This is a genomic window from Salipiger pallidus, from assembly GCF_014643635.1.
In the GTDB taxonomy this organism is placed as follows: domain Bacteria; phylum Pseudomonadota; class Alphaproteobacteria; order Rhodobacterales; family Rhodobacteraceae; genus Salipiger; species Salipiger pallidus.
Genome location: NZ_BMJV01000005.1, coordinates 409,838 through 428,852, shown reverse-complemented (window position 1 = coordinate 428,852; position 19,015 = coordinate 409,838). Strand labels below are relative to the sequence as shown.

The following is a 19,015-nucleotide window of genomic DNA, read 5'->3' as shown; positions in this document are numbered from 1 at the left end:
GCTGGCGTCCGGATAGGTGGGCACGCCCTCGAACATCAGGGTCGTGGCGCCGTTCGCCAAGGGCCCGTAAACAATGTAGGAATGGCCCGTCACCCAGCCCACGTCGGCGGAGCACCAGTAGACGTCGCCTTCGTGGTAATCGAAGACGATCTCGTGGGTGAGGGCGGCGTAAACCAAATATCCACCACTTGAGTGCACAACCCCCTTGGGCTTCCCGGTGGAGCCCGAGGTGTAAAGGATGAACAGCGGGTCTTCGGCGTTCATGGGGCGGGGCGGGCAGTCGGGGGCCGCGTGCTCCATGAGGTAGTTGAGATCGACGTCACGGCCGTCGATCCAGCTGGTCTGGTCACCGGTGTGCTTGACCACGAGGCAGCGCACCTTGTCCGAGCAGTGCAGGAGGGCTGCGTCGGTATTGGACTTAAGAGCGGTGCGGCGCCCGCCCCGGGGGGCGGTGTCGGCGGTGATGACGATCTTGGCGCCGCAATCGTTGATCCGGTTGGCCAGCGCGTCCGGCGAGAAGCCGGCGAAGACGATGGAATGGATGGCCCCGATGCGCGCGCAGGCCAGCATGGCATAGGCGGCCTCGGGGATCATCGGCAGGTAGATGACGACGCGGTCACCGCGCATGACGCCCTGGCTCAGCAGGACGTTGGCCATGCGGTTCACCTTGTCGTAAAGCTCGGCATAGGTGATGTGGCGGGCCGGATCTTCGGGATTGTCGGGCTCGAAGATGATGGCGGTCTGATCGGCGCGGGTGGCGAGGTGGCGGTCGATGCAGTTGTAGGCGACGTTGAGCACGCCGTCCTCGAACCACTTGATGTCGACCTTGCCGAAGTCGAAGCAGGTGTCCTTGATCTTCGTCGGCCGCGCCATCCATTCGAGCCGCTGCGCCTGCTCGGCCCAGAACCCGTCCGGATCACTGATCGAGCGCGCGTACATCTCGTCATACTGCTCGGCACCGACAAGGGCGTCTGCCGCGAAATCGGCGCTCGGCGGATAGGTGGTGACGGAATTCGGCTGTTGATCGTCTCTCATGAAGATCCTCCCTAGATCTCTTGAAGCTCTCGAAATGCTGCGTCGCAGCGTTTCCCATCCCTGGAGAAACTATACTCTGATCCGAAAACAATGGAATAAGTATCAGTTATATAACAATGTTTTTGTGAATTATTTTCGTTAGCGCCGCTGTTTTTGTAAATTTTCACGCAGCGCACCGGAAAAGGGCCTTGGATTCAAGGTTGAAAGCCTAACGAGCTGTAAAGGCGCGTCGCAAGTCGGTCGGGTGTTTCAGTCCTGCGGGGCACTCTACCTATCCGGAAGCTGGGTCGAGGGTGCTGGCACGACGGCGCGACAGGGTTGCGCGACCGGCCTGATGCTCTAACCTGCCTGCCCAAGGCGGGAGGAGCCGCCGGACAACGGGAGAGACCAATGAAGAATGTGACGACGACGCTGTGCGTGTCGGCCCTGACACTTGCTTTCGCCACCGAGGCCATGGCCACCGAATGGAATGTCTCGCTCTGGGGCAAGCGCCGTGCCTTCACAGAGCATATCCACAAGCTGGCCGAGCTCGTCGAGGAAAAGACAGACGGCGAGTTCACCATGAACATCTCCTACGGCGGCCTCAGCAAGAACACCGAGAACCTCGACGGCATTTCGATTTTCGCCTTCGAGATGGCCCAGTTCTGCGCCGGCTATCACCCGGACAAGAACCGCGCGATCACGGTGCTTGAACTGCCGTTCATGGGCGTGAACACTCTTGAGGAGGAGCTTGCAGTCTCGAACGCGGTCTATGCCCATCCGGCGGTGGCCGAGGAGATGGAACAGTGGAACGCCAAGCTGCTGATGACCACGCCCATGCCGCAGTATAACCTTGTCGGCACCGGCGATCCACGAGACACGCTGGAGAGCTTTGATGGCATGCGGGTGCGCGCCACCGGCGGCATCGGCCGCGCCTTCGAAGCGGTGGGCGCGGTGCCCACGTCGATGACCGCGTCCGAGGTGTACCAGGCCATGGAGGCGGGCGTGATCGATACCGCGTCCTTCGCCCAGCACGCGCACCTCAGTTTCGGCACCATCAACGAGGCCGACTGGTGGACTGCGAACCTCAATCCAGGCACCGTGAACTGCCCGGTGGTCGTCAGCATCGACGCCTACGATATGCTGTCGGATGACGAACGCGCGGCGCTGGACAGTTCGGTCCCCGAGGCAATCGACCACTACCTTGCCAATTACGGCGAGCTGCTGGACCGCTGGGACAGTGTGCTCGAAGAGAAGGGCGTCGAGAAGGTCACGATCTCGGACGAGGAACTGGCCAGGTTCAAGGAGGTCGGCGGCGATCCCATCCAACAGGCCTGGATCGATGAGAACGAGGCGCAGGGCATTCCCGCGCAGGAGCTCTATGACCTCGTGCTGAGCACCCTCGAGGAAACCCGCGGCTCGAACTGACAGCGCAGAGACGACATCCGCCCCGGCCGCTGATGGCCGGGGCATTTTAGTGAAAAGGACCGGACCATGGCGGGATCTTCTGCCGTGCTCTCCGACGGATCCACCCTCAGCCGCCTTGATCGGGGGTTGGAGCATCTTGAGCGTGCCATGGCGTTTGTGTCCGGGCTCGGGGCCTTCGGGCTGATGTTCCTTGCGGTGGTGTCCGTTGGCGGGCGCGAATTCTTCAACGAACCGTTGCGCGGTTATGTGGACTGGATCGAGATGGCGATGCCGCTGATCGCGATCTTTGGCATCTCCTACGTGCAGCGCAACGGTGGGCATATCCGCATGGATATCGTGGTGGGCAACCTCAAGGGGCGGGCGCTGTGGTTGGCCGAACTGGTCACGACCTTCGGCATCCTCGTGCTGATGGTGGCGCTGGTATGGGGCTCATGGGCGCATTTCGCGCGCAGCTTCGATTTCGGCGCGCCGCTCTGGTCGCGAGACAGCACCATCGACCTCGGCCTGCCACTCTGGCCGGCCAAGCTCATCGTGCCGGCGGCGTTCGGCGTCATGGTGCTGCGGCTCATCCTGCAGCTTTGGGGCTACGGGCGGGCCTTGGTGCTGGGGCTCGATGCGCCGGTGGCGGTTCCACTGGTCCAGAGTGCGGCCGAGCAGGCCGCAGAAGAGGCGCAACATATTCAGGGGCGTGACGAATGAGCAGCATTGAAATCGGCCTCTGGGTCACCGGCGGTCTGTTTGTCATGGTGGTGCTGGGCATGCGCGTCGCCTTCGCGGCGGGGCTTGCGGGGCTTCTGGGCCTTGTCTGGATCTTTTGGGCAAAGTTCGACTACGATCCTGACCGTTTCGGCCGTGCCATGGGCATTGCCGTCAAGACCGCGGGGCAGGTGCCTCATGGCAAGGTCGCCAGTCAGGCGCTGAGCCTGATCCCCACCTTCATCCTGATCGGCTACCTGGCCTATTACGCGGGGCTTACCAAGGCGCTGTTCGAGGCGGCCAAGCGCTGGTTCGCATGGGTGCCGGGCGGGCTTGCCGTGTCCACGGTCTTTGCGACGGCAGGGTTTGCCGCGGTGTCCGGCGCTTCGGTGGCGACCTCGGCGGTCTTTGCCCGCATCGCCATCCCCGAGATGCTGAAGGTGGGGTATGACAAGCGTTTCGCGGCGGGTGTCGTGGCAGCGGGCGGCACGCTCGCCTCGCTAATCCCGCCATCGGCGATCCTTGTCATTTACGCGATCATCGTCGAACAGGACGTGGGTAAGCTGCTGCTGGCGGGCTTCATCCCCGGCATGTTCTCGGCCATCGTCTACGCCGCGCTGATCATCGGGCTGGCATTGACCATCCCGAACTTCGGCCCGGCGGTGCGCGGGTTCACCTGGCGGCAGAGGTTCGCGAGCCTGCCGCCAGCGTTGCCCATCGTGGCCGTCGTGGTGATCATCGTGTTCTTCGTCTACAACCCGTTCGGAGACGCCTGGGGCACTCCCACCGAAGGCGGCGCAGTGGGGGCGTTCATCATCTTCGTGATGGCGCTGATCCATGGCATGCGGGGCCGGGAGCTGAAGGACGCGCTGATCGAGACGGCCAAGCTGTCGATCATGATCTTCACCATCATCTGGGGCGTACTGATCTACGTGCGCTTCCTCGGCTTCGCCGACCTGCCAAGCGCCTTTGCCGACTGGATCCAGTCGCTGAGCTATCCCCCCATGGTGATCCTGATCTGCATCCTGCTGGCCTACGCGGTGCTGGGTATGTTCATGGACGCCATCGGGATGCTGCTGCTGACCTTGCCGGTCGTCTATCCGGCGGTCATGGCGCTTAATGGCGGCGAGGGCGTCAGTGCAGCGGATAGCACCTTCGGCATGAGCGGCGAGATGTGCGCCGTCTGGTTCGGTATCCTCGTGGTGAAGATGGCAGAGTTCTGCCTCATCACGCCGCCGATCGGGCTGAACTGCTTCGTCGTGGCGGGCGTGCGGCCGGACCTGTCGGTGCAGGACGTGTTCCGGGGTGTGACGCCCTTCTTCATCGCCGACGCGGTGACCATCGGCCTGCTGGTGGCCTTCCCGGCGATCGTGCTCTGGCTGCCATCGCTCGCTTGATCGGGCCTGATCGCGCCTGACCGGCCCAGACAAAACGCAATGCGGCGCCGCCCGGGAGACTGGGCGGCGCCGCATCACTTTCGAAACCGGGGTATGCCGCGTGGAAAAGAGACGCCCGGCATCAAGCTTGTGGAGCTTGTCCTGACTGTCGCGGTTGTCGGCGGCAAAGGGAATTCTTAATTTCTGAGAAGGATTTCACGAGCCGCCCCCCCCCACGATGTGGTCTGTCAAGCCCTTGTGGAACCTTTTTGCCGCTCACGGCGTTCAGATGGCATGAGCGACGGGGAAACGCCCCTAAGCTGGCATTCAAGGCAAACACAAGACGCCGGGGTATCCACCCCGCGAAGGCCCGCTTGGGCCTGCGGGGGAGGCATGGCTGTCAAGGCCCGGCGGAGGCGCCGCAAGGACGCTGCAAGGACAAGGAGATAACGTCATGGAATTCGCTGGAATCGGAGGCTTCATCGTCCTCGTGCTGGACATCTGGGCCATCGTCTCGATCATCAGCTCGAACGCGAGCACGGGGGCCAAGGTGCTCTGGGTGCTGCTCGTGCTGGTGCTGCCGGTGCTTGGCTTCATCATCTGGCTCATCGCAGGGCCGCGTTCGGCCCGCGCCACAATCTGACTTTCACAACTCTACGGCGCGGCCGTGCGCGACGCATGAGCCACGCCCTATAACCGGAGGAAATAAAATGCTTTCTTGGGCTGTAATCTTCTTCGTCGTGGCTATTGTGGCCGCTGTATTTGGCTTTGGCGGTATCGCGTCGGCTTCCGCAGGCATCGCGCAGGTGCTGTTCTTTATCTTCGTCGCGCTCTTCGTGATCGCTCTGATTATGCGTCTCGTGCGGCGGGCTTGAGCCGAAATGGGAAAGGCCGCACCCTTCAACGGGTTGCGGCCTCTCCTTGAAGCAATGTGCGAAAGTCTCAGGCCTTGAGCGTTTCGGTCGACGAGAAAAACATTGCCTGGCTCACGGCCGAGCGGACTTGCTCTTCCGAATAAGGCTTGGAGATCAGGAACGCCGGTTCGGGGCGCTCGCCGGTCAGCAGCCGTTCAGGGAACGCGGTGATGAAGATCACCGGGCGATCGCCAATGGAGCCAAGGATGTCGTTGACCGCGTCAATGCCCGACGAGTTGTCTGCGAGCTGGATGTCCGCAAGAACCAGATCCGGAGTTTCCTTTTCAGCCAGCTTCAGGGCTGCATCGCGGGTGCGTGCCACGCCGGTGACGCGGTGACCAAGGTCGGCGACGATGCTTTCGAGATCCATGGCGATGATCGCCTCGTCCTCGATGATAAGCACGCGGCCCGAGACGTTGTCGGCCATTTCCTGACGGGCGAGGGCAACAAGCTGGCCCGCTTCGTCATTGTCGATCTGCATGACTTCCGCCACCTCGGAAAGGCTGAACTCTTCGATCGTGTGCAGCAGCAGCGCCTCGCGGGAATTCGCGGTCAGCTTGCCAAGGCGATCCTGCGCCTTTGCCACGGGTCCGGTGGTTTCCTCGACCACGGGGGCACCAGTGGTCACCCAGATACCGTGGAACACGTGGAAGAGGCCCACCTTGGGCGAACTCGCCTCAGCCGCGGCGCTGCGGTCGGTCAGGATGGCTTCGAGAGTTGCGGCAGCATAGTTGTCGCCCGTGGTCTGGCTGCCGGTGAGTGCGCGCGCGTAGCGACGAAGATAGGGAAGCGCTGCCCCGATAGCCTGACTCAGGTCACCCGTTGTCATGTCCGATATCCTTTTTCATCTTTTTCGGGAACCAAACGCCACGCACTGGCATTTGTTCCCGCATACTCACAAAATAATGCGCGGGCACTGCGGTGAAAGAGCAAGGTTAAGAATGGGTCAGATTAATAAGAAACAGAAGGACGCGGAAACCATAGATCAGAACTTGCGTCGCGTGTACGAAGACATGCTTGACGAACAGGTTCCGGATCGGTTTCTCGACCTTATAGCGCAACTTCGCGCTCAGGACGACGAAGGCAGTTCGGGAGAGCCCAAATGAGTGGTGATCCGCGCGACGAGATCGTCCAGCACCTGCCGGCACTTCGCGCCTTTGCACTTTCGCTGACCCGCAACGGGGCGGTTGCCGACGACATGGTGCAGGACACGCTTGTAAAAGCATGGTCCAAAATATCGACCTTCGAGGCGGGCACCAACATGCGCGCCTGGCTCTTTACCATCCTGCGCAACACCTACTATTCGAACCGCCGCAAGGCAGGGCGCGAGGTGTCCGACGCGGACGGCATTTTCACCGAAAGCCTGTCCGAAAAGCCGGCTCACGATGGCCGCCTTCAGATGGCCGACTTCCGCCGCGCCTTTGTTCAGTTGACGGATGAACAGCGCGAAGCACTGATCTTGGTCGGGGCACAGGGCTTTTCCTACGAAGCTGCCGCCGAAACCTGCGGGGTCGCCGTCGGCACCATCAAGAGCCGCGTTAACCGCGCCCGCGCGCGTCTGGCCGAGCTGTTGCATATGGACGATGCAGAGGGGCTCGAAATGACCGACCAAGCGACGATGGCTGTCGTCACCGGTGGGAGGCCCGCGGCCCGCTGATTTGCGGTAGACTTCCCGTCCGTCCAGCCTAGAACTCTGGTTACGATGACGACAAGAACATAAAAGGCAACGGGCGATTTACTGATGATGCATGCGGCCGGCTCGCGGATGCGCTCTATGGGGCTCGCCGCGCGGATGATCCTCTTTTTGTCTCTCGCGCTGATACCTATCGGTGTCGTTGCCTATTTCCAGACAGCAAAACTCCAGCAGGAAACGCGCCTGCGTTCGCAGCTGTCGCTTGTGGCGCTGACGGAAGCCGCGGCTATGAGCGAGCGCGAAACGATCCTGCGCGCCCAAGGGGGCGCGCAGGCCATCGGCGCAACGCTTGGCCTCGAACTGCTCGAAGGCGGCGATCCCGCAGTCTGTTCCAACCGTTTGCAATCCTACCTCGACAGCTCGCCCGGCTACTCCCACTCGTCGATCATGACCATGGACGGTGCCATGCGCTGCACCTCCAGCGGCCAACAGCTCGATGCTTCCGATTTCCCGCGCATGCAGTACCTGCTCAAAACCAAGAAAGCGGGCGCCTGGCTGAACCGCAATGCACCGATCAGCCGCCGTTCGGTGATCATCGTGGCCGAGCCGATCATCCAGAACCAAGAAGTGCTGGGATTCGTCACGCTTTCGCTGCCGTCTTCGCTGCTGCCATCCCCGGGCGCGTCCAAGGTACCTGATTCCTTCGAGGACATCGTCACGGTCAACGCTCAGGGCGAGATCCTGTCGTCGCGCGAAGGCGTGGACGACGTCGCAGGGTTGCTGCCCGAAAACCTCGAGCTTGCCTCGCTGGTGGGCGGCCGGGCGCAGAGTTTCGCCGCCCGTAGCGCCGACGGCGACACCCGTGTCTATGCCTCGGCGCCACTGGTGCCGGGCATGGTGCAGGCGGTCGGCATCTGGAGCCAGGACAACGCCGAGGCACAGGCCATCACCGTGAGCGGCATTGCCAAGGCACTTCCGCTGCTCATGTGGGCGGCCTCGGTCATCGTGGCCTTCCTCGCGGTGAACCGGCTCGTGATCCGCCACATCAAGCGCCTGTCGCGCCGCATGCGCACATTTGCCCAGGCCCGCCGCATTCCCGAATACCGCACTGACCTCGTCATGCCTGCGGAACTGGCCGAGATGGAGGATGATTTCCTCGATATGGCCGAAGCGATCCTGCGCGACGAGGCACAACAGGAAAACGCTCTGCGTGAAAAGACCATCCTTCTGAAAGAGGTCCACCACCGGGTGAAGAACAACCTGCAGCTCATCTCGTCGATCATGAACATGCAGATCCGGCAGGCCGGAACAGACGAAACGCGCTTCGTATTGCACCGGCTGCAGGACCGGGTGCGCAGCCTCGCGACCATTCACCGCAACCTCTACCAGACCGAGGATCTCGGTCACGTGGATGCCGGCCAGCTGCTGGACGAACTGGTACAGCAGATGACCCAGATGAGTGACCGCGAAGGCGGCGGCGTCAAGGTTACCACCGATGTGGTCCACGCCGAAGCAGTGCCCGATCAGGCCGTTCCACTGTCGCTGCTGACCGCCGAGGCGCTGACCAACGCGCTGAAATACGCAGCGCCCCGCGCTGGGGAAAGCGCCGCCACGGCGCATGTGCACTTCAGCCACGATGCGCAGGGCCTCGCGGTGCTACGGATCTGCAACAGTGCCGGGCCCGGCGCGGGTAAACAGTCAACCCTGCGGACGGAACCTGTGGGCCTTGGCTCGCGCCTGATCCAAGCCTTCGCCACCCAGCTGGGCGGTGAGCTTGAGCAGGAACAGGATGGTGAGACCTACATGGTGCGCGTTGTGTTCCAGATCCGCGATTTCGAACCTGACGAGACAACTCCCACGAAGGTGCCCGATGTCCCGGACTTCTGATCGACCCGACCTTACGCCGCTGCCGCAACCCCAGACCTCTGAGGGCAAGACCCGGCGTGTCGGGATCGAGGTGGAATTCTCCGGCATCACCGAAGAGGACTGCGCCCGCATCCTTGCGCAAGAATTGGACGGGGCCGCAGGATCGAACAGGCCCAACCACTGGCAGGTGAGCGGCAGCCGGCTGGGGTCATTCGAGTGCTACCTCGACAGCCGCCCCGTGGAAAAGCTCGACACCCGGGGCATCGGAGCCCATCTACGGGATCTCGCCCGCAGCGTGGTCCCGGTAGAGATCGTCAGCGATCCGATTACCCCGGCCGAGATTCCCGCCCTGGACGATGCGCTCGAGGCGCTGGCCGATGCGGGCGCCACAGGCACCGCCGGCAACCTGTTCCTTGGCTTCGGCACCCATTTCAACCCCGAAGTCGTTTCGACCGCGTTCAAGGACGTGGCGCCAGTGCTCACCGCCTACGCGCTGCTCGAGGATCATATCCGCCGCGAGGCCGACATCGACATGTCACGCCGCATGATGACATGGGTGGACCCGTTCCCCCGCGCGCTGGTGGACCGTCTTGCCGCGACCGATGCGCCCGGGGACATGAGGGCTCTGATCGACTGCTATCTCCAGCATTCACCGTCGCGCAACAGGGGGCTCGACATGCTGTGCCTCTTTGCCCACGTGGACCGGCCCAGGGTGGCCGCGAAGATGGACATGGAGATGATCTCGGCCCGCCCGACCTATCACCTGCGCCTTCCCGACTGCCGCATCGACGAGTCCGACTGGTCCCTGTCGAAGGAATGGAACCGCTGGGTTCTGGTCGAGCAGGTGGCCGCGCGGCCTGACCTGCTTGCGCGGCTCTGCACGGCATGGCGTGATCATCGTGCCTCGCTGACCACGCTGAAATCGGACTGGGCGCACCGGGTGCACGACATGCTGGAGGGGGCCGGGCTGTGAGGCCCGTCATCGGTGTCACCGTTTCCCGGCGCTCGGGCTGGCGCGTCTTCCCGCTCATGGCGCTGGCGGTCTGGCTGGCCGGTGGGCGCGCGCTGCGGTGGCAGGCGGGCTACCGCAAGGTGGATCTCGACGCGGTGGACGGCGTGGTGATCGGTGGAGGTGATGACATCGCCCCGACGCTTTACGGTGGAGAGCTGCGCATGGGCGTGCGGCTCGATCCGGCGCGGGACGAGCTGGAATCGGATGTCCTGCGGGGTTCTTTCGGTCGCGGCATTCCCATCCTCGGCATCTGCCGAGGCTCCCAGATGCTTAACGTCGTGCTGGGAGGCACGCTGCATCAGGATGCCTACGAGGTGTACGACAGCCGCCATTACCGCACCATCCTGCCGCGCAAGAAGGTACAGATCGGCGAAGAGACTCTGCTTGCTCGTTCGGCGCGGGCGACCTGTCTTTACGTGAATGCCCTGCACAGCCAGTCCGTCGATCGGCTGGGCGAGGGACTTCGGGTCGCGGCGCGTGATGATGGCGGCATGGTGCAGGCAGTAGAACGCATCAGCGACCCCTTCGCACTGGGGGTGCAATGGCACCCCGAGCACCTGATCTACCGCCGCGCCCATCGGCGGCTGTTCCGATCCCTCGTCGCGGCGGCGAAGGCCCGGCACCGCAATGTGGATCAGCTGGATGCCGCAGAAGCCGAAGCCAGGGAGAATGCCGCGCCGTTTTGGGAGCCCTGAGGCAGCTCAGTCGACAGCTTTCAAGCCCCGCGAGCGGGGCACCTGTCAACGAAGCGCCCCGCGGCAGACCGGGCCCGGATCACGTGATCGGTCGTCGCCCCAAGGCTGTCTCAGGCGGCGGGTTGAGTGTGATCCTCGAGCGTCGGGGCCTCTTCGTACTCCGCGGTCGTGACGTCAAGCACGAGATGCCCGCCCTTGTCTCCGGGAGCACGGTGCGCGAGCGCCGAGAATGGCAATACCCGCCGTTCCCTGCCGAAGAACTTGCCATTGTCGATTACCAGCCAGTCCAGACGGTTTTCCTGCAGGTCACCGGTGATGTCGCCCAACTTGCCGATTTCACCGTCACTGGCGAACACGGGCCGTTCGATCCAGCGTGACAGGCGCTGGTAGTTCTCGAGCGCTTTTTCCGCTCGCGCGTCCTCTGGGACGGGGCGGGCGTCTTCATCGGTGCCCGGCATCAGAAGCGGGGCATGAGTGGCGCCGAAGGGGCCGATGACCAGCGGGGGCAGGGCGGCCAGCCCGGGGTCGAAACCGGGCGCACCGGGTTCCCACCGCGGCGCGCGCGTCAACTCTTCGGTGCTGATCATCAATTCGATCTCTCTGGCGTCGGTGTCGATCGTGCCAAGATAAGAGGCGGCGGCCAGCGTGTGGCTGCCGTCACCGCCGGCGTGGCGCACCACGAAATACGAGATCCTCCTGGATTTTGGGTCGAAGAGGATATCTGACAGCGCCGCGTCGCCTTCCGCCAAGCGCACGTGCCAATTGAGCAATTCAGACAAGCTCTGCATTTGGGGGCCTCCTCAACTGTTGCATTCTAGCAAGAAACCGCCAATCGCACGTATTTGTTCCGGAACCGGACGCCGCCTGGGCATGTTTGAATAGCGAACGCTTACAGGAGGCAGCCATGACCAGTGATATCTTCATTGCCGGGCTTGCCGCTCTTACGGTGATAGCCGTTCTGATCTTTGCGCTGACCAGCGTCAGAGACAAGGACGACACACAGCGATAGTCATCGTAGCTGTCCCGGCCATCTTTTAAGGGTGTCGCAGCATCAGCTTCGGCACCCTTACTTCATTTTCATTCCAGCTCCACAGGGCAGCAGCCATCGGAGCAGGGTCGTCACATGAAAAGACGACTTATTTTGTCAGGTTGACTTGTCCGACGCTTTTGGTCAGATTTGAGCAAGAAGATTCAGCCAGCCCGGTGCCGCAGTGGTTCCCACGAAGGGTCAGCCCGATCACAGGATGCTCATGGAGGCTCAGGATGACCACTGACCGGACCGTCGGGACGAGGCGCTGCGAACGCGACGACCTGATGCAGATGCTTATCGGTGCGGGCATTCCGCTCGAGGGCGGGATCGAGGCGCTGCTTGACCGGATCGAAACCGGGCGCGATGCGGAACAGTTCGGGCGGGGGCGGGCGCGATGATGGAAGGTCGCATCGAAGCGCTGACCGTCAACGCGGTGCCGCGCCATTCCGCACGCGGGCTCACGGAGAACGGCAATCTCGCCGAGATCGAACTGGACGGGCAGGTCTACACCCTGCGCATCACCAAGGCCGGAAAGCTCATCCTCACGAAGTGAGCGACGGCCGCTCCGTTCCAGCAGACACCACGAAGACACGCCAAGAAGGACAGATGATGAAACTTGCCGCTTCCACCGCGCTTGCCCTGACGCTTGCCGCACCCGCCTTTGCCGCCACCGACAAGGCCGAGGTGCTGGGCACCTATGCCGACATTGCCGAGGCCGGATATCAGGACAGCCTGACCACCGCAGAAGCGCTCAAGGAAGCGGTGGATGCGCTGATCGCGTCACCCTCCGAGGACACGCTGGCCGCCGCCCGCGAGGCATGGCTTGCCGCCCGTGTGCCCTACCAGCAGACCGAGGCGTACCGGTTCGGCAACGCCATTGTCGATGACTGGGAAGGCAAGGTGAACGCCTGGCCGCTGGACGAGGGCCTTATCGACTACGTGTCGGACGATTACGAAGGCCCGACGGACGAGAACGAATATGCGGCGCTCAATATCATCGCCAACCCGCAGGTCTCTGTCGCCGGCACCGAGGTGGACGCCTCCGAGATCACGCCCGAGCTTATCGCTGACGCTATCAACGAGGCGGACGGGATCGAGACCAACGTGGCGCGCGGCTACCACGCCATCGAATTCCTGCTCTGGGGGCAGGACCTGAACGGCACCGACGCCGGTGCCGGGGACCGGCCCTACACCGATTACGTGACCGGCGAAGATTGCACCGGCGGCAACTGCGACCGCCGCGCCGACTACCTGGTGGCGGCGACCGACCTGCTGATCGCCGACCTCGAAGAGATGGTTGCGGCATGGGGCGAAGAGGGCGAAGCCCGCGCGGCGGTGCTCGAAGACGAGAACGCCGGTATTTCCGCCATGCTGACCGGCATGGGCTCGCTCTCCTACGGCGAGCAGGCGGGCGAGCGGATGCGGCTGGGCCTCATGCTCAACGATCCCGAGGAAGAGCATGACTGTTTCTCGGACAACACCCACAACTCGCATTTCTACGACGGCAAGGGCATCCAGAACGTCTACCTCGGCAGCTACACCCGCGTCGACGGGTCGGTCGTCGAAGGGCCGTCTCTGTCCGATCTCGTGGCCGAGACCGACCCGGCGCTCGATGATGAGATGAAGGCCAAGCTCGATGCCACCATGGCGGCGCTGACCGAGATGAAGGAGGCGGCCGAAAACGGCATGGCCTATGACCAGATGCTGGCGCTTGGCAACACGGAGGGCGAGGCGCTGATCATGGCGTCGGTCGATGGGCTGATCGACCAGACCCGCAGCATCGAACGGGTAGTGTCGGCGCTGGAGCTTGACGCGGAATTCGAAGGCTCTGACAGCCTCGACAACCCTTCGGCGGTCTTCCAGTAACGCTCTGGTTCCGGGGCCGGTGGCACTGGCCCCGGCGCGCCGGGGCGCTAGACTGACGGGGCGGTGCAGCGATGCGCCGCCCCTTTCTTGAGTTCCAACGCCAGGATGATCGACGTGAGCAAGAAGATCCCCAGCCCCTGCATCGGCGTCTGCAAGTTCCGCCGCGAAGGCCATTGCATCGGATGTTCGATGACCAAGGTGCAGAAGAAGATGTTCAAGACCCTCAAGAAGGCCGATCACCAGGAAGCCTTCGTGCACATGCTGGTGCACCAGCAGAACGACATGGGCCGCTACCGTCACTGGTGGCCCGCCTATCTCAAGCGGCTGAACAAGAAGGCCAAGAAGGGCGGGCTGTCCGAGCCGTTGCCGCTTCGCGAGAACGCGCCGGTGAAGTGACCCGGTGACACGTCCGGGCGGCATGACCCGTTCCCGATGACCCGATCCAAATGAAAAGGGCACCCCGATGGGTGCCCTTTGCGGTTTCAGCGCTGGCGCGCCGCCGCGCCGTTCCGACGCGGGCGCGCGGCCCGATGGATCACTCGAGGTGCGAGCGCAGGATCCATGCGAATTTCTCGTGCACCTGCCCGCGGGCGATGCAGAGGTCTTCGGTCAGGGTGTCGCCATGTTCGGCGGCCAGCTCACCGGCACCGGCGAGGGTGGCGGCAAGGGTTTCCTGTGCGGCGCAGAGCGCTGCGATCATGTCCTTGGCCGATGCGGTGGCGCTGTTGGGGTACTCTTCAACCTTCGAGCGGTCGATCATCTGGGCCAGAACGCCATCGGCGTGGCCCTTGAGGGCCTTCACACGCTCGGCCAGGTCATCCTGCGCCGGGAAGTGGTCTTCGTAGATTTCCTGGAACAGCGCGTGCAGGGGGCCAAAGCTCATGCCCTTCACGTTCCAGTGGAAATTCTGCGCCAGCATGGTGGCGACGACGGTTTCGGCAACCGACTGGTTCAGGGCCTCGCAGATGGCGGCTTGGGCGTCGGTTCCAAGATCAACGGCGGTCTGGGTCATGGGTCTGTCCTTATGTCATGCGCATGGGGGCATCACGCCCCACCGCGCGAGAAATATCTCATGAGTTCAATCGTGTCTCGGGCACCATCCGGCCGGGACAAAAGGCCCGAGACGGGGGAACCCCTGGCTGCGCAAAGCATCGCTTCGCGCCTTGGCTGACACGAGAATTAAGCCTTGGACAGGCGAATGCAAGACATTTTTAGAATAATTCTAAATTCGAGAAAAACGCTCGGAAACCATGCGGATCAGGAAGGTCAGGTTGCGCTGTGCGTGATGCGGCACGCGGCTGCGCATGAGGAACACGAGGCTGTCGATATCGTCCATGCGCACCGCCCTCAGAAGGGCAAGGAGCCAGCGTTCGTCAAAGCTCAGTTCCGCCACGCCGGGGCGCAGCATGCGGGGGCGGGTGCCAAGAGCCTGCGACAGGGTGCGCATCAGCACCTGTGCATGCGCGGCCTGTGCCTTGGGCTTGTCCACCGCCAGAACGGCGCAGGCGTGGAACATGTCGGTGCGCGCCGCAACCCGGCAACCAAGCGCCACGACCCGCAGATGTTCGAGCAGGCTGCGGTCCTCGGCAGCGATCTCGCTGCGCAGGGCCGGAGCGTCGTTCCGCAGGCTGACGACGGTGGCCGAGGGGGCCTCCGCAAGGGCTGTCGATGGCATCATGGGCTGTACTTCCGCTGCTATCCCGGCTACGGGCCTAGTAGGCTTTCCGCTTTCCTGACAGAAAGTATAGGAATAGGATTGCCCATGCAAGCGTTCCGGCGCGCGGAGGATCCACGGGTGCGTTACATCGCCGTCATAATGACTGCTTTCATGGGCGGCACGGCCAGCCTTGCGGCGGCGCAGTTTCTGCCAGACGGAGACCCGCATCTTGCGGCGATTCCCCGCAGTGACGAGGAACGCGCCCGCATCGGGGCCGCCACCGCCCCCGCCACCAGCTTCGACGCCCCCGAGAACTTCGAGGAACTGCCCGCCGGTGCCGCATCGGTCCCCGTGCCCGAGGAACGCGATGCCTTTCGCAAGCCCTCGGGGCTGGTGACCGAAGACCACCAGATGCGCTTCACCCTTGGCGAGGCGCTTTTCGAAAAGCTCTGGGTGTCTGCGCCGTCCTCCACCCGCGCCAGCGATGGGCTGGGGCCGCTCTACAACGCGCGCAGCTGCGCGGCCTGCCACATCCGGGGCGGGCGTGGCCATCCGCCCGAGGGGGTGGATGACACCGGCGTATCGCTGTTCCTGCGCATCTCGGTGCCCGCGTCCCCCGAGGCCGAGATGCCCGCCATCGAGGACTGGATCGCCACCGAGCCCGACCCGGTCTATGGCCGCCAGCTGCAGGATTTCGCCACCGTGGGGCAGGCGGCCGAATACCGGCTCGAGGTCACCTACGAGGAACGCCCCATCGCACTTTCGGGCGAGGAGACCGCGTCGCTGCGCGCGCCCACCTATAACGTCAAGGACCTCGGCTACGGACCGCTGGCCGAGGGGGTAATGTTCAGCCCCCGCGTGGCGCCGCAGATGGTCGGACTGGGGCTGCTGGAGGCGATCCCTGCCGCTGACATCCTTGCCGCGGCCGACCCGGACGATGCAGACGGCGACGGCATCTCGGGGCGCGCCGCGATCGCCTGGTCGCGCGAGCTGGGCCGCCCGGTGCTGGGCCGCTTCGGCTGGAAGGCGGGCGAGGCGACCTTGCGCGAACAGACCGCCTCGGCCTTCTCGAACGACATCGGGATTTCCTCGCCGCTCTCACGCGAGCCCTGGGGCGATTGCACCGAAGCGCAGACCGCGTGCCGCAGCGCCCCGCACGGCGCCGCCGAAGACGGGCTCGAGATTGAAAAGGAGCCGTTCAACGCGGTCTCCTACTACGTCGCCAACCTCGGGGTGCCCCAACGGCGCGATCTGCACGACCCGCAGGTGCTACGCGGCAAGCAGGTGTTCCTCGAAACCGGCTGCGGCGCCTGCCACACGCCCAAGCACGTTACCGCGAGGCTGCAGGACCGCCCCGAGGCGAGCTTCCAGCTGATCTGGCCCTTCACCGACCTTCTGTTGCACGACATGGGCGAAGGCTTGGCCGATGGCCGCCCGGAAGGGCGCGCCACGGGGCGCGAGTGGCGCACGCCGCCGCTCTGGGGCATCGGCTTGACGCAAGGGGTGTCGGGGCATACCCAGTTCCTGCACGATGGCCGCGCGCGGTCCCTGCTCGAGGCGGTGCTGTGGCATGGCGGCGAGGCGGAGGCGCAGCGCGAGACGGTGATCTCCATGCCCCCTCCGGATCGCGCCGCGCTGATCCGCTTCCTCGAAAGCCTCTGAGAAGGTCCACCCATGCGCATTCCGCTCCTTGCCTGCCTGACCCTTGCCGCAACCCCGGCCCTAGCCGGCACCGAGGAGGCGCTGAGCGACCACATCCTGCCTGGCTTCGGAGGCTTCGCCACCGCCGCCGAGGCGCTGAGGGTCACTGCCGAAGCGGACTGCACTGCCGAGGCGCTGAAAGAGCCGTGGAATGCCGCCTTCGACGCATGGACGCAGGTGGGCGATCTGCGCATGGGGCCGACGGAAACCGGCGCGCTGTCGGTCTACTTCTGGCCCGACGCCCGGGGCTTCACCCCGCGCACGCTGGGGCGGCTGATCGACGACGAAGAGCCCATCGGCACCGACCCCGAGACATTCTCGGAGATGTCCATCGCCGCGCGCGGGCTCATGGCGCTCGAACAGATGCTCTACGCGGACGACTTCAGCGGCTACGCGCAGGGCAGCTACTCTTGCGCGCTGGTGCAGACCATGACAGCGGACCTGTCGGCGCAGGCGGGTGCGCTCGAGGCAGGCTGGCGGGACGGCTTTGCACAGGTGCTGCGCAGCGCGGGGCAGGAGGGCAATGCGCTCTTCCAGACACCGGACGAGGCGCTGCGCGGGCTTTATACGCAGGTGCTCTCGAGCCTGGAATTCACAGCCGACACGCGCCTTGGCCGCCCGCTCGGCACCTTCGAGCGCCCCCGCCCGACCCGGGCCGAGTCATGGCGTTCGGGGCGCGCACTGGACAACGCGGTGCTGTTCGCAGATGCGGCGACCGACCTCGCGATCACCCTGGCGGACACGCCGATGCCGCAGACCCGTGACGCGCTTGAGCGACTGCACGAGGTGGCCGACCGCGTGACCGACCCCGCGCTGCAGGACATCGAGGACCCCTCGGCCCGACTACGGGTCGAGATCGTGCAGCAGCAAGTCCGTGCCCTGTCGCAGACCATCGAAGCGGAACTCGGCGGGCCGCTGGGCCTCACCGCCGGGTTCAACTCGCAGGACGGAGACTGACCCCATGACCACCCGCCGCACCTTCCTCGCCTCGCTGCTTGCCGCGTCAGCCAGCCCCGCGGTGGGCTGGGCGGCGGTGGGCAACCCATCCTACGTGGCCGCCGCGAAACTGCCCGATGGCAGCTACATGCTCGCCGGTCTGCGCGAGGACGGGACCGAGGCCTTCCGCGTGCCGCTCCCGGCCCGGGGCCACGCCGCCTGCGCCCACCCCGAGCGGGCCGAGGCGGTGGGCTTCGCCCGCAGGCCCGGCAGCTATGCGCTGGTGGTGGATTGCCGCGACGGCGCGGTGCTTCACCGGCTGACACCGCCCGAGGACCGGCAGCTCAATGGCCACGGCACCTTCTCGCAGGACGGTGCGCTGCTCTACACCGCCGAGCAGCGGGTGGAGGACAGCGAGGGCGTCATCGGCATCTGGGACACTGAGGCAAATTACAGCCGTATCGGCGAATTCGCCTCGCACGGGGTAGGGCCGCATGATCTGCGCATCATGCCGGATGGCAAGACGCTGGTGATCGCCAATGGCGGCATCAAGACCGACCGCTGGGACCGCACCAAGCTCAACATCGACAGCATGCGCCCGAACCTGTCCTACCTCGACGCGGACGGCATGCTGCTGGAACAGCACGAGATCCCAGAATTCGCGCAGAATTCCATCCGCCACCTCGCGCTGAGGCCAGATGGCCTCGTGGGCTTCGCGATGCAGTGGGAGGGCGAGCCCGGGATGGCCCCGCCGCTTCTGGGCCTGCACCGCCGTGGCGAAACCCCGCTGCTCTGCGAAGCGCCGCTTGCGGATGAGCTGGCGATGGATGGCTACGCGGGCTCCGTGGCCTTCTCGGGCACCGGCGACGAGATCGCCATCACCTCGCCGCGCGGTGGCCGCCTGCACCGCTTCGATGACGAGGGGCAGTTCCTCGGCGCCGTCTCACGCGCCGATGTCTGCGGCCTTGCCGCCCATGACAGCGGCTACCTTGCCAGCGACGGTCTCGGCGGCATCCAGCTCGTCACCGCGGACACGGCCACTCCGCTCACCCGGACAGAGGCCGCCTGGGACAACCACCTCATCCGCCTCCGCAGCTGACAGGGCAACAGCCCCCGTTTCCTTTGACCTGAAATATCCCGGGGGAAGGCCGCAGGCCGAGGGGGCAGAGCCCCCGTCTTGCCCGCGGCCGC

General features: G+C 64.5%; 22 protein-coding genes. 17 read left to right on the top strand and 5 right to left on the bottom strand.

The genetic code is table 11. From position 1 onward, the window contains the following. On the bottom strand, positions 1 to 1,035 hold a 1,035-nt coding region (locus IEX41_RS14205), incomplete at its 3' end, for an AMP-binding protein (protein ID WP_188790908.1). 390 nt (positions 1,036 to 1,425) lie between these two features. Between IEX41_RS14205 and IEX41_RS14200 the strand changes: the two genes are divergently transcribed. The 5 genes from IEX41_RS14200 to IEX41_RS14180 all read left to right on the top strand — a co-directional run bounded on the left by IEX41_RS14200 (position 1,426) and on the right by IEX41_RS14180 (position 5,389). Beyond that, positions 1,426 to 2,442, top strand: a complete 1,017-nt coding sequence (locus IEX41_RS14200) for a C4-dicarboxylate TRAP transporter substrate-binding protein (protein ID WP_188790907.1) — start codon at positions 1,426 to 1,428, stop codon at positions 2,440 to 2,442. 66 nt (positions 2,443 to 2,508) lie between these two features. Next, positions 2,509 to 3,141, top strand: coding sequence for a TRAP transporter small permease subunit (locus IEX41_RS14195; RefSeq protein WP_188790906.1), 633 nt, complete (start codon positions 2,509 to 2,511; stop codon positions 3,139 to 3,141). Next, positions 3,138 to 4,535, top strand: a complete 1,398-nt coding sequence (locus IEX41_RS14190) for a TRAP transporter large permease (RefSeq protein ID WP_188790905.1) — start codon at positions 3,138 to 3,140, stop codon at positions 4,533 to 4,535. The genes IEX41_RS14195 and IEX41_RS14190 overlap by 4 nt, the downstream gene beginning before the upstream one ends. 433 nt (positions 4,536 to 4,968) lie before the next feature. Continuing rightward, on the top strand, positions 4,969 to 5,157 hold the full coding sequence (locus tag IEX41_RS14185) for a PLDc N-terminal domain-containing protein (RefSeq protein ID WP_188790904.1): 189 nt from the start codon (positions 4,969 to 4,971) through the stop codon (positions 5,155 to 5,157). 67 nt (positions 5,158 to 5,224) lie between these two features. Then, positions 5,225 to 5,389, top strand: coding sequence for a DUF1328 domain-containing protein (locus tag IEX41_RS14180; protein WP_188790903.1), 165 nt, complete (start codon positions 5,225 to 5,227; stop codon positions 5,387 to 5,389). Between the two features lie 67 nt (positions 5,390 to 5,456). Here the strand turns inward: IEX41_RS14180 and IEX41_RS14175 are convergent, their stop codons facing one another. Continuing rightward, the gene (locus IEX41_RS14175; RefSeq protein ID WP_188790902.1) at positions 5,457 to 6,257 is read right to left on the bottom strand and encodes a response regulator; all 801 of its coding nucleotides are present in this window, start codon (positions 6,255 to 6,257) and stop codon (positions 5,457 to 5,459) included. Here IEX41_RS14175 and IEX41_RS21770 point away from each other — a divergent pair. From IEX41_RS21770 to IEX41_RS14150, 5 genes are all read left to right on the top strand, one after another. Then, positions 6,256 to 6,534, top strand: coding sequence for a NepR family anti-sigma factor (locus tag IEX41_RS21770; RefSeq protein WP_229673234.1), 279 nt, complete (start codon positions 6,256 to 6,258; stop codon positions 6,532 to 6,534). The two genes, IEX41_RS14175 and IEX41_RS21770, sit on opposite strands and share 2 nt — an antisense overlap. Beyond that, positions 6,531 to 7,085 (top strand): RNA polymerase sigma factor, encoded by a 555-nt coding sequence (locus tag IEX41_RS14165; protein WP_188790901.1) that lies wholly within the window; start codon positions 6,531 to 6,533, stop codon positions 7,083 to 7,085. Before IEX41_RS21770 ends, IEX41_RS14165 begins: the two co-directional genes overlap by 4 nt. An 84-nt stretch (positions 7,086 to 7,169) precedes the next feature. Beyond that, on the top strand, positions 7,170 to 8,948 hold the full coding sequence (locus IEX41_RS14160; protein WP_188790900.1) for a sensor histidine kinase: 1,779 nt from the start codon (positions 7,170 to 7,172) through the stop codon (positions 8,946 to 8,948). Next, the gene (locus IEX41_RS14155) at positions 8,932 to 9,900 is read left to right on the top strand and encodes an amidoligase family protein (RefSeq protein ID WP_188790899.1); all 969 of its coding nucleotides are present in this window, start codon (positions 8,932 to 8,934) and stop codon (positions 9,898 to 9,900) included. The genes IEX41_RS14160 and IEX41_RS14155 overlap by 17 nt, the downstream gene beginning before the upstream one ends. Further along, positions 9,897 to 10,634, top strand: coding sequence for a gamma-glutamyl-gamma-aminobutyrate hydrolase family protein (locus IEX41_RS14150; RefSeq protein WP_188790898.1), 738 nt, complete (start codon positions 9,897 to 9,899; stop codon positions 10,632 to 10,634). Before IEX41_RS14155 ends, IEX41_RS14150 begins: the two co-directional genes overlap by 4 nt. A gap of 110 nt (positions 10,635 to 10,744) precedes the next feature. On the opposite strand, the gene IEX41_RS14145 is transcribed toward IEX41_RS14150, so the two are convergent. Continuing rightward, the gene (locus tag IEX41_RS14145) at positions 10,745 to 11,422 is read right to left on the bottom strand and encodes a PRC-barrel domain-containing protein (protein ID WP_188790897.1); all 678 of its coding nucleotides are present in this window, start codon (positions 11,420 to 11,422) and stop codon (positions 10,745 to 10,747) included. Between the two features lie 475 nt (positions 11,423 to 11,897). Here IEX41_RS14145 and IEX41_RS14140 point away from each other — a divergent pair, with 475 nt between their 5' ends. The 4 genes from IEX41_RS14140 (at position 11,898) to IEX41_RS14125 (ending at position 13,926) form a co-directional block, all read left to right on the top strand. Then, a complete protein-coding gene (locus tag IEX41_RS14140; RefSeq protein WP_188790896.1) occupies positions 11,898 to 12,062 on the top strand; it encodes a hypothetical protein in 165 nt (54 codons plus the stop codon). Then, positions 12,062 to 12,217: a hemin uptake protein HemP gene (gene hemP, locus IEX41_RS14135; RefSeq protein ID WP_373285639.1), complete on the top strand. Its 156-nt coding sequence runs from the start codon at positions 12,062 to 12,064 to the stop codon at positions 12,215 to 12,217. The genes IEX41_RS14140 and hemP overlap by 1 nt, the downstream gene beginning before the upstream one ends. A gap of 56 nt (positions 12,218 to 12,273) precedes the next feature. Beyond that, complete coding sequence (locus IEX41_RS14130) at positions 12,274 to 13,530, top strand: imelysin family protein (RefSeq protein ID WP_188790894.1); 1,257 nt, start codon at positions 12,274 to 12,276, stop codon at positions 13,528 to 13,530. Positions 13,531 to 13,635: 105 nt separating this feature from the next. Then, on the top strand, positions 13,636 to 13,926 hold the full coding sequence (locus IEX41_RS14125; RefSeq protein ID WP_188790893.1) for a DUF1289 domain-containing protein: 291 nt from the start codon (positions 13,636 to 13,638) through the stop codon (positions 13,924 to 13,926). Positions 13,927 to 14,065: 139 nt separating this feature from the next. On the opposite strand, the gene IEX41_RS14120 is transcribed toward IEX41_RS14125, so the two are convergent. Beyond that, positions 14,066 to 14,542 carry a Dps family protein gene (locus IEX41_RS14120; protein ID WP_188790892.1) on the bottom strand — a complete coding sequence of 159 codons (477 nt, stop codon included), beginning with the start codon at positions 14,540 to 14,542 and terminating at the stop codon, positions 14,066 to 14,068. 210 nt (positions 14,543 to 14,752) lie between these two features. After that, positions 14,753 to 15,208: a hypothetical protein gene (locus tag IEX41_RS14115; protein WP_188790891.1), complete on the bottom strand. Its 456-nt coding sequence runs from the start codon at positions 15,206 to 15,208 to the stop codon at positions 14,753 to 14,755. A 150-nt stretch (positions 15,209 to 15,358) separates the two neighbouring features. On the opposite strand from IEX41_RS14115, the gene IEX41_RS14110 reads away from it, so the two are divergent. Genes IEX41_RS14110 through IEX41_RS14100 form a run of 3 tightly spaced genes read left to right on the top strand, consistent with a single transcriptional unit; the run spans position 15,359 to position 18,923 of the window. Next, positions 15,359 to 16,849, top strand: a complete 1,491-nt coding sequence (locus IEX41_RS14110; protein ID WP_373285638.1) for a di-heme oxidoreductase family protein — start codon at positions 15,359 to 15,361, stop codon at positions 16,847 to 16,849. Positions 16,850 to 16,861: 12 nt separating this feature from the next. Continuing rightward, a complete protein-coding gene (locus IEX41_RS14105; protein WP_188790890.1) occupies positions 16,862 to 17,845 on the top strand; it encodes an imelysin family protein in 984 nt (327 codons plus the stop codon). Between the two features lie 4 nt (positions 17,846 to 17,849). Then, positions 17,850 to 18,923, top strand: coding sequence for a DUF1513 domain-containing protein (locus IEX41_RS14100; RefSeq protein ID WP_188790889.1), 1,074 nt, complete (start codon positions 17,850 to 17,852; stop codon positions 18,921 to 18,923). Positions 18,924 to 19,015 lie beyond the last annotated feature (92 nt).

Bases quoted from the DNA above. Each gene is read 5' to 3' on its own strand.
- IEX41_RS14200 (WP_188790907.1), top strand. From the start codon at position 1,426: ATGAAGAATGTGACGACGACGCTGTGCGTGTCGGCCCTGACACTTGCT.
- IEX41_RS14195 (WP_188790906.1), top strand. From the start codon at position 2,509: ATGGCGGGATCTTCTGCCGTGCTCTCCGACGGATCCACCCTCAGCCGC.
- IEX41_RS14190 (WP_188790905.1), top strand. From the start codon at position 3,138: ATGAGCAGCATTGAAATCGGCCTCTGGGTCACCGGCGGTCTGTTTGTC.
- IEX41_RS14185 (WP_188790904.1), top strand. From the start codon at position 4,969: ATGGAATTCGCTGGAATCGGAGGCTTCATCGTCCTCGTGCTGGACATC.
- IEX41_RS14180 (WP_188790903.1), top strand. From the start codon at position 5,225: ATGCTTTCTTGGGCTGTAATCTTCTTCGTCGTGGCTATTGTGGCCGCT.
- IEX41_RS21770 (WP_229673234.1), top strand. From the start codon at position 6,256: ATGTCCGATATCCTTTTTCATCTTTTTCGGGAACCAAACGCCACGCAC.
- IEX41_RS14175 (WP_188790902.1), bottom strand. From the start codon at position 6,257: ATGACAACGGGTGACCTGAGTCAGGCTATCGGGGCAGCGCTTCCCTAT.
- IEX41_RS14165 (WP_188790901.1), top strand. From the start codon at position 6,531: ATGAGTGGTGATCCGCGCGACGAGATCGTCCAGCACCTGCCGGCACTT.
- IEX41_RS14160 (WP_188790900.1), top strand. From the start codon at position 7,170: ATGATGCATGCGGCCGGCTCGCGGATGCGCTCTATGGGGCTCGCCGCG.
- IEX41_RS14155 (WP_188790899.1), top strand. From the start codon at position 8,932: ATGTCCCGGACTTCTGATCGACCCGACCTTACGCCGCTGCCGCAACCC.
- IEX41_RS14145 (WP_188790897.1), bottom strand. From the start codon at position 11,422: ATGCAGAGCTTGTCTGAATTGCTCAATTGGCACGTGCGCTTGGCGGAA.
- IEX41_RS14140 (WP_188790896.1), top strand. From the start codon at position 11,898: ATGACCACTGACCGGACCGTCGGGACGAGGCGCTGCGAACGCGACGAC.
- hemP (WP_373285639.1), top strand. From the start codon at position 12,062: ATGGAAGGTCGCATCGAAGCGCTGACCGTCAACGCGGTGCCGCGCCAT.
- IEX41_RS14130 (WP_188790894.1), top strand. From the start codon at position 12,274: ATGAAACTTGCCGCTTCCACCGCGCTTGCCCTGACGCTTGCCGCACCC.
- IEX41_RS14125 (WP_188790893.1), top strand. From the start codon at position 13,636: ATGATCGACGTGAGCAAGAAGATCCCCAGCCCCTGCATCGGCGTCTGC.
- IEX41_RS14120 (WP_188790892.1), bottom strand. From the start codon at position 14,542: ATGACCCAGACCGCCGTTGATCTTGGAACCGACGCCCAAGCCGCCATC.
- IEX41_RS14115 (WP_188790891.1), bottom strand. From the start codon at position 15,208: ATGATGCCATCGACAGCCCTTGCGGAGGCCCCCTCGGCCACCGTCGTC.
- IEX41_RS14110 (WP_373285638.1), top strand. From the start codon at position 15,359: ATGGGCGGCACGGCCAGCCTTGCGGCGGCGCAGTTTCTGCCAGACGGA.
- IEX41_RS14105 (WP_188790890.1), top strand. From the start codon at position 16,862: ATGCGCATTCCGCTCCTTGCCTGCCTGACCCTTGCCGCAACCCCGGCC.
- IEX41_RS14100 (WP_188790889.1), top strand. From the start codon at position 17,850: ATGACCACCCGCCGCACCTTCCTCGCCTCGCTGCTTGCCGCGTCAGCC.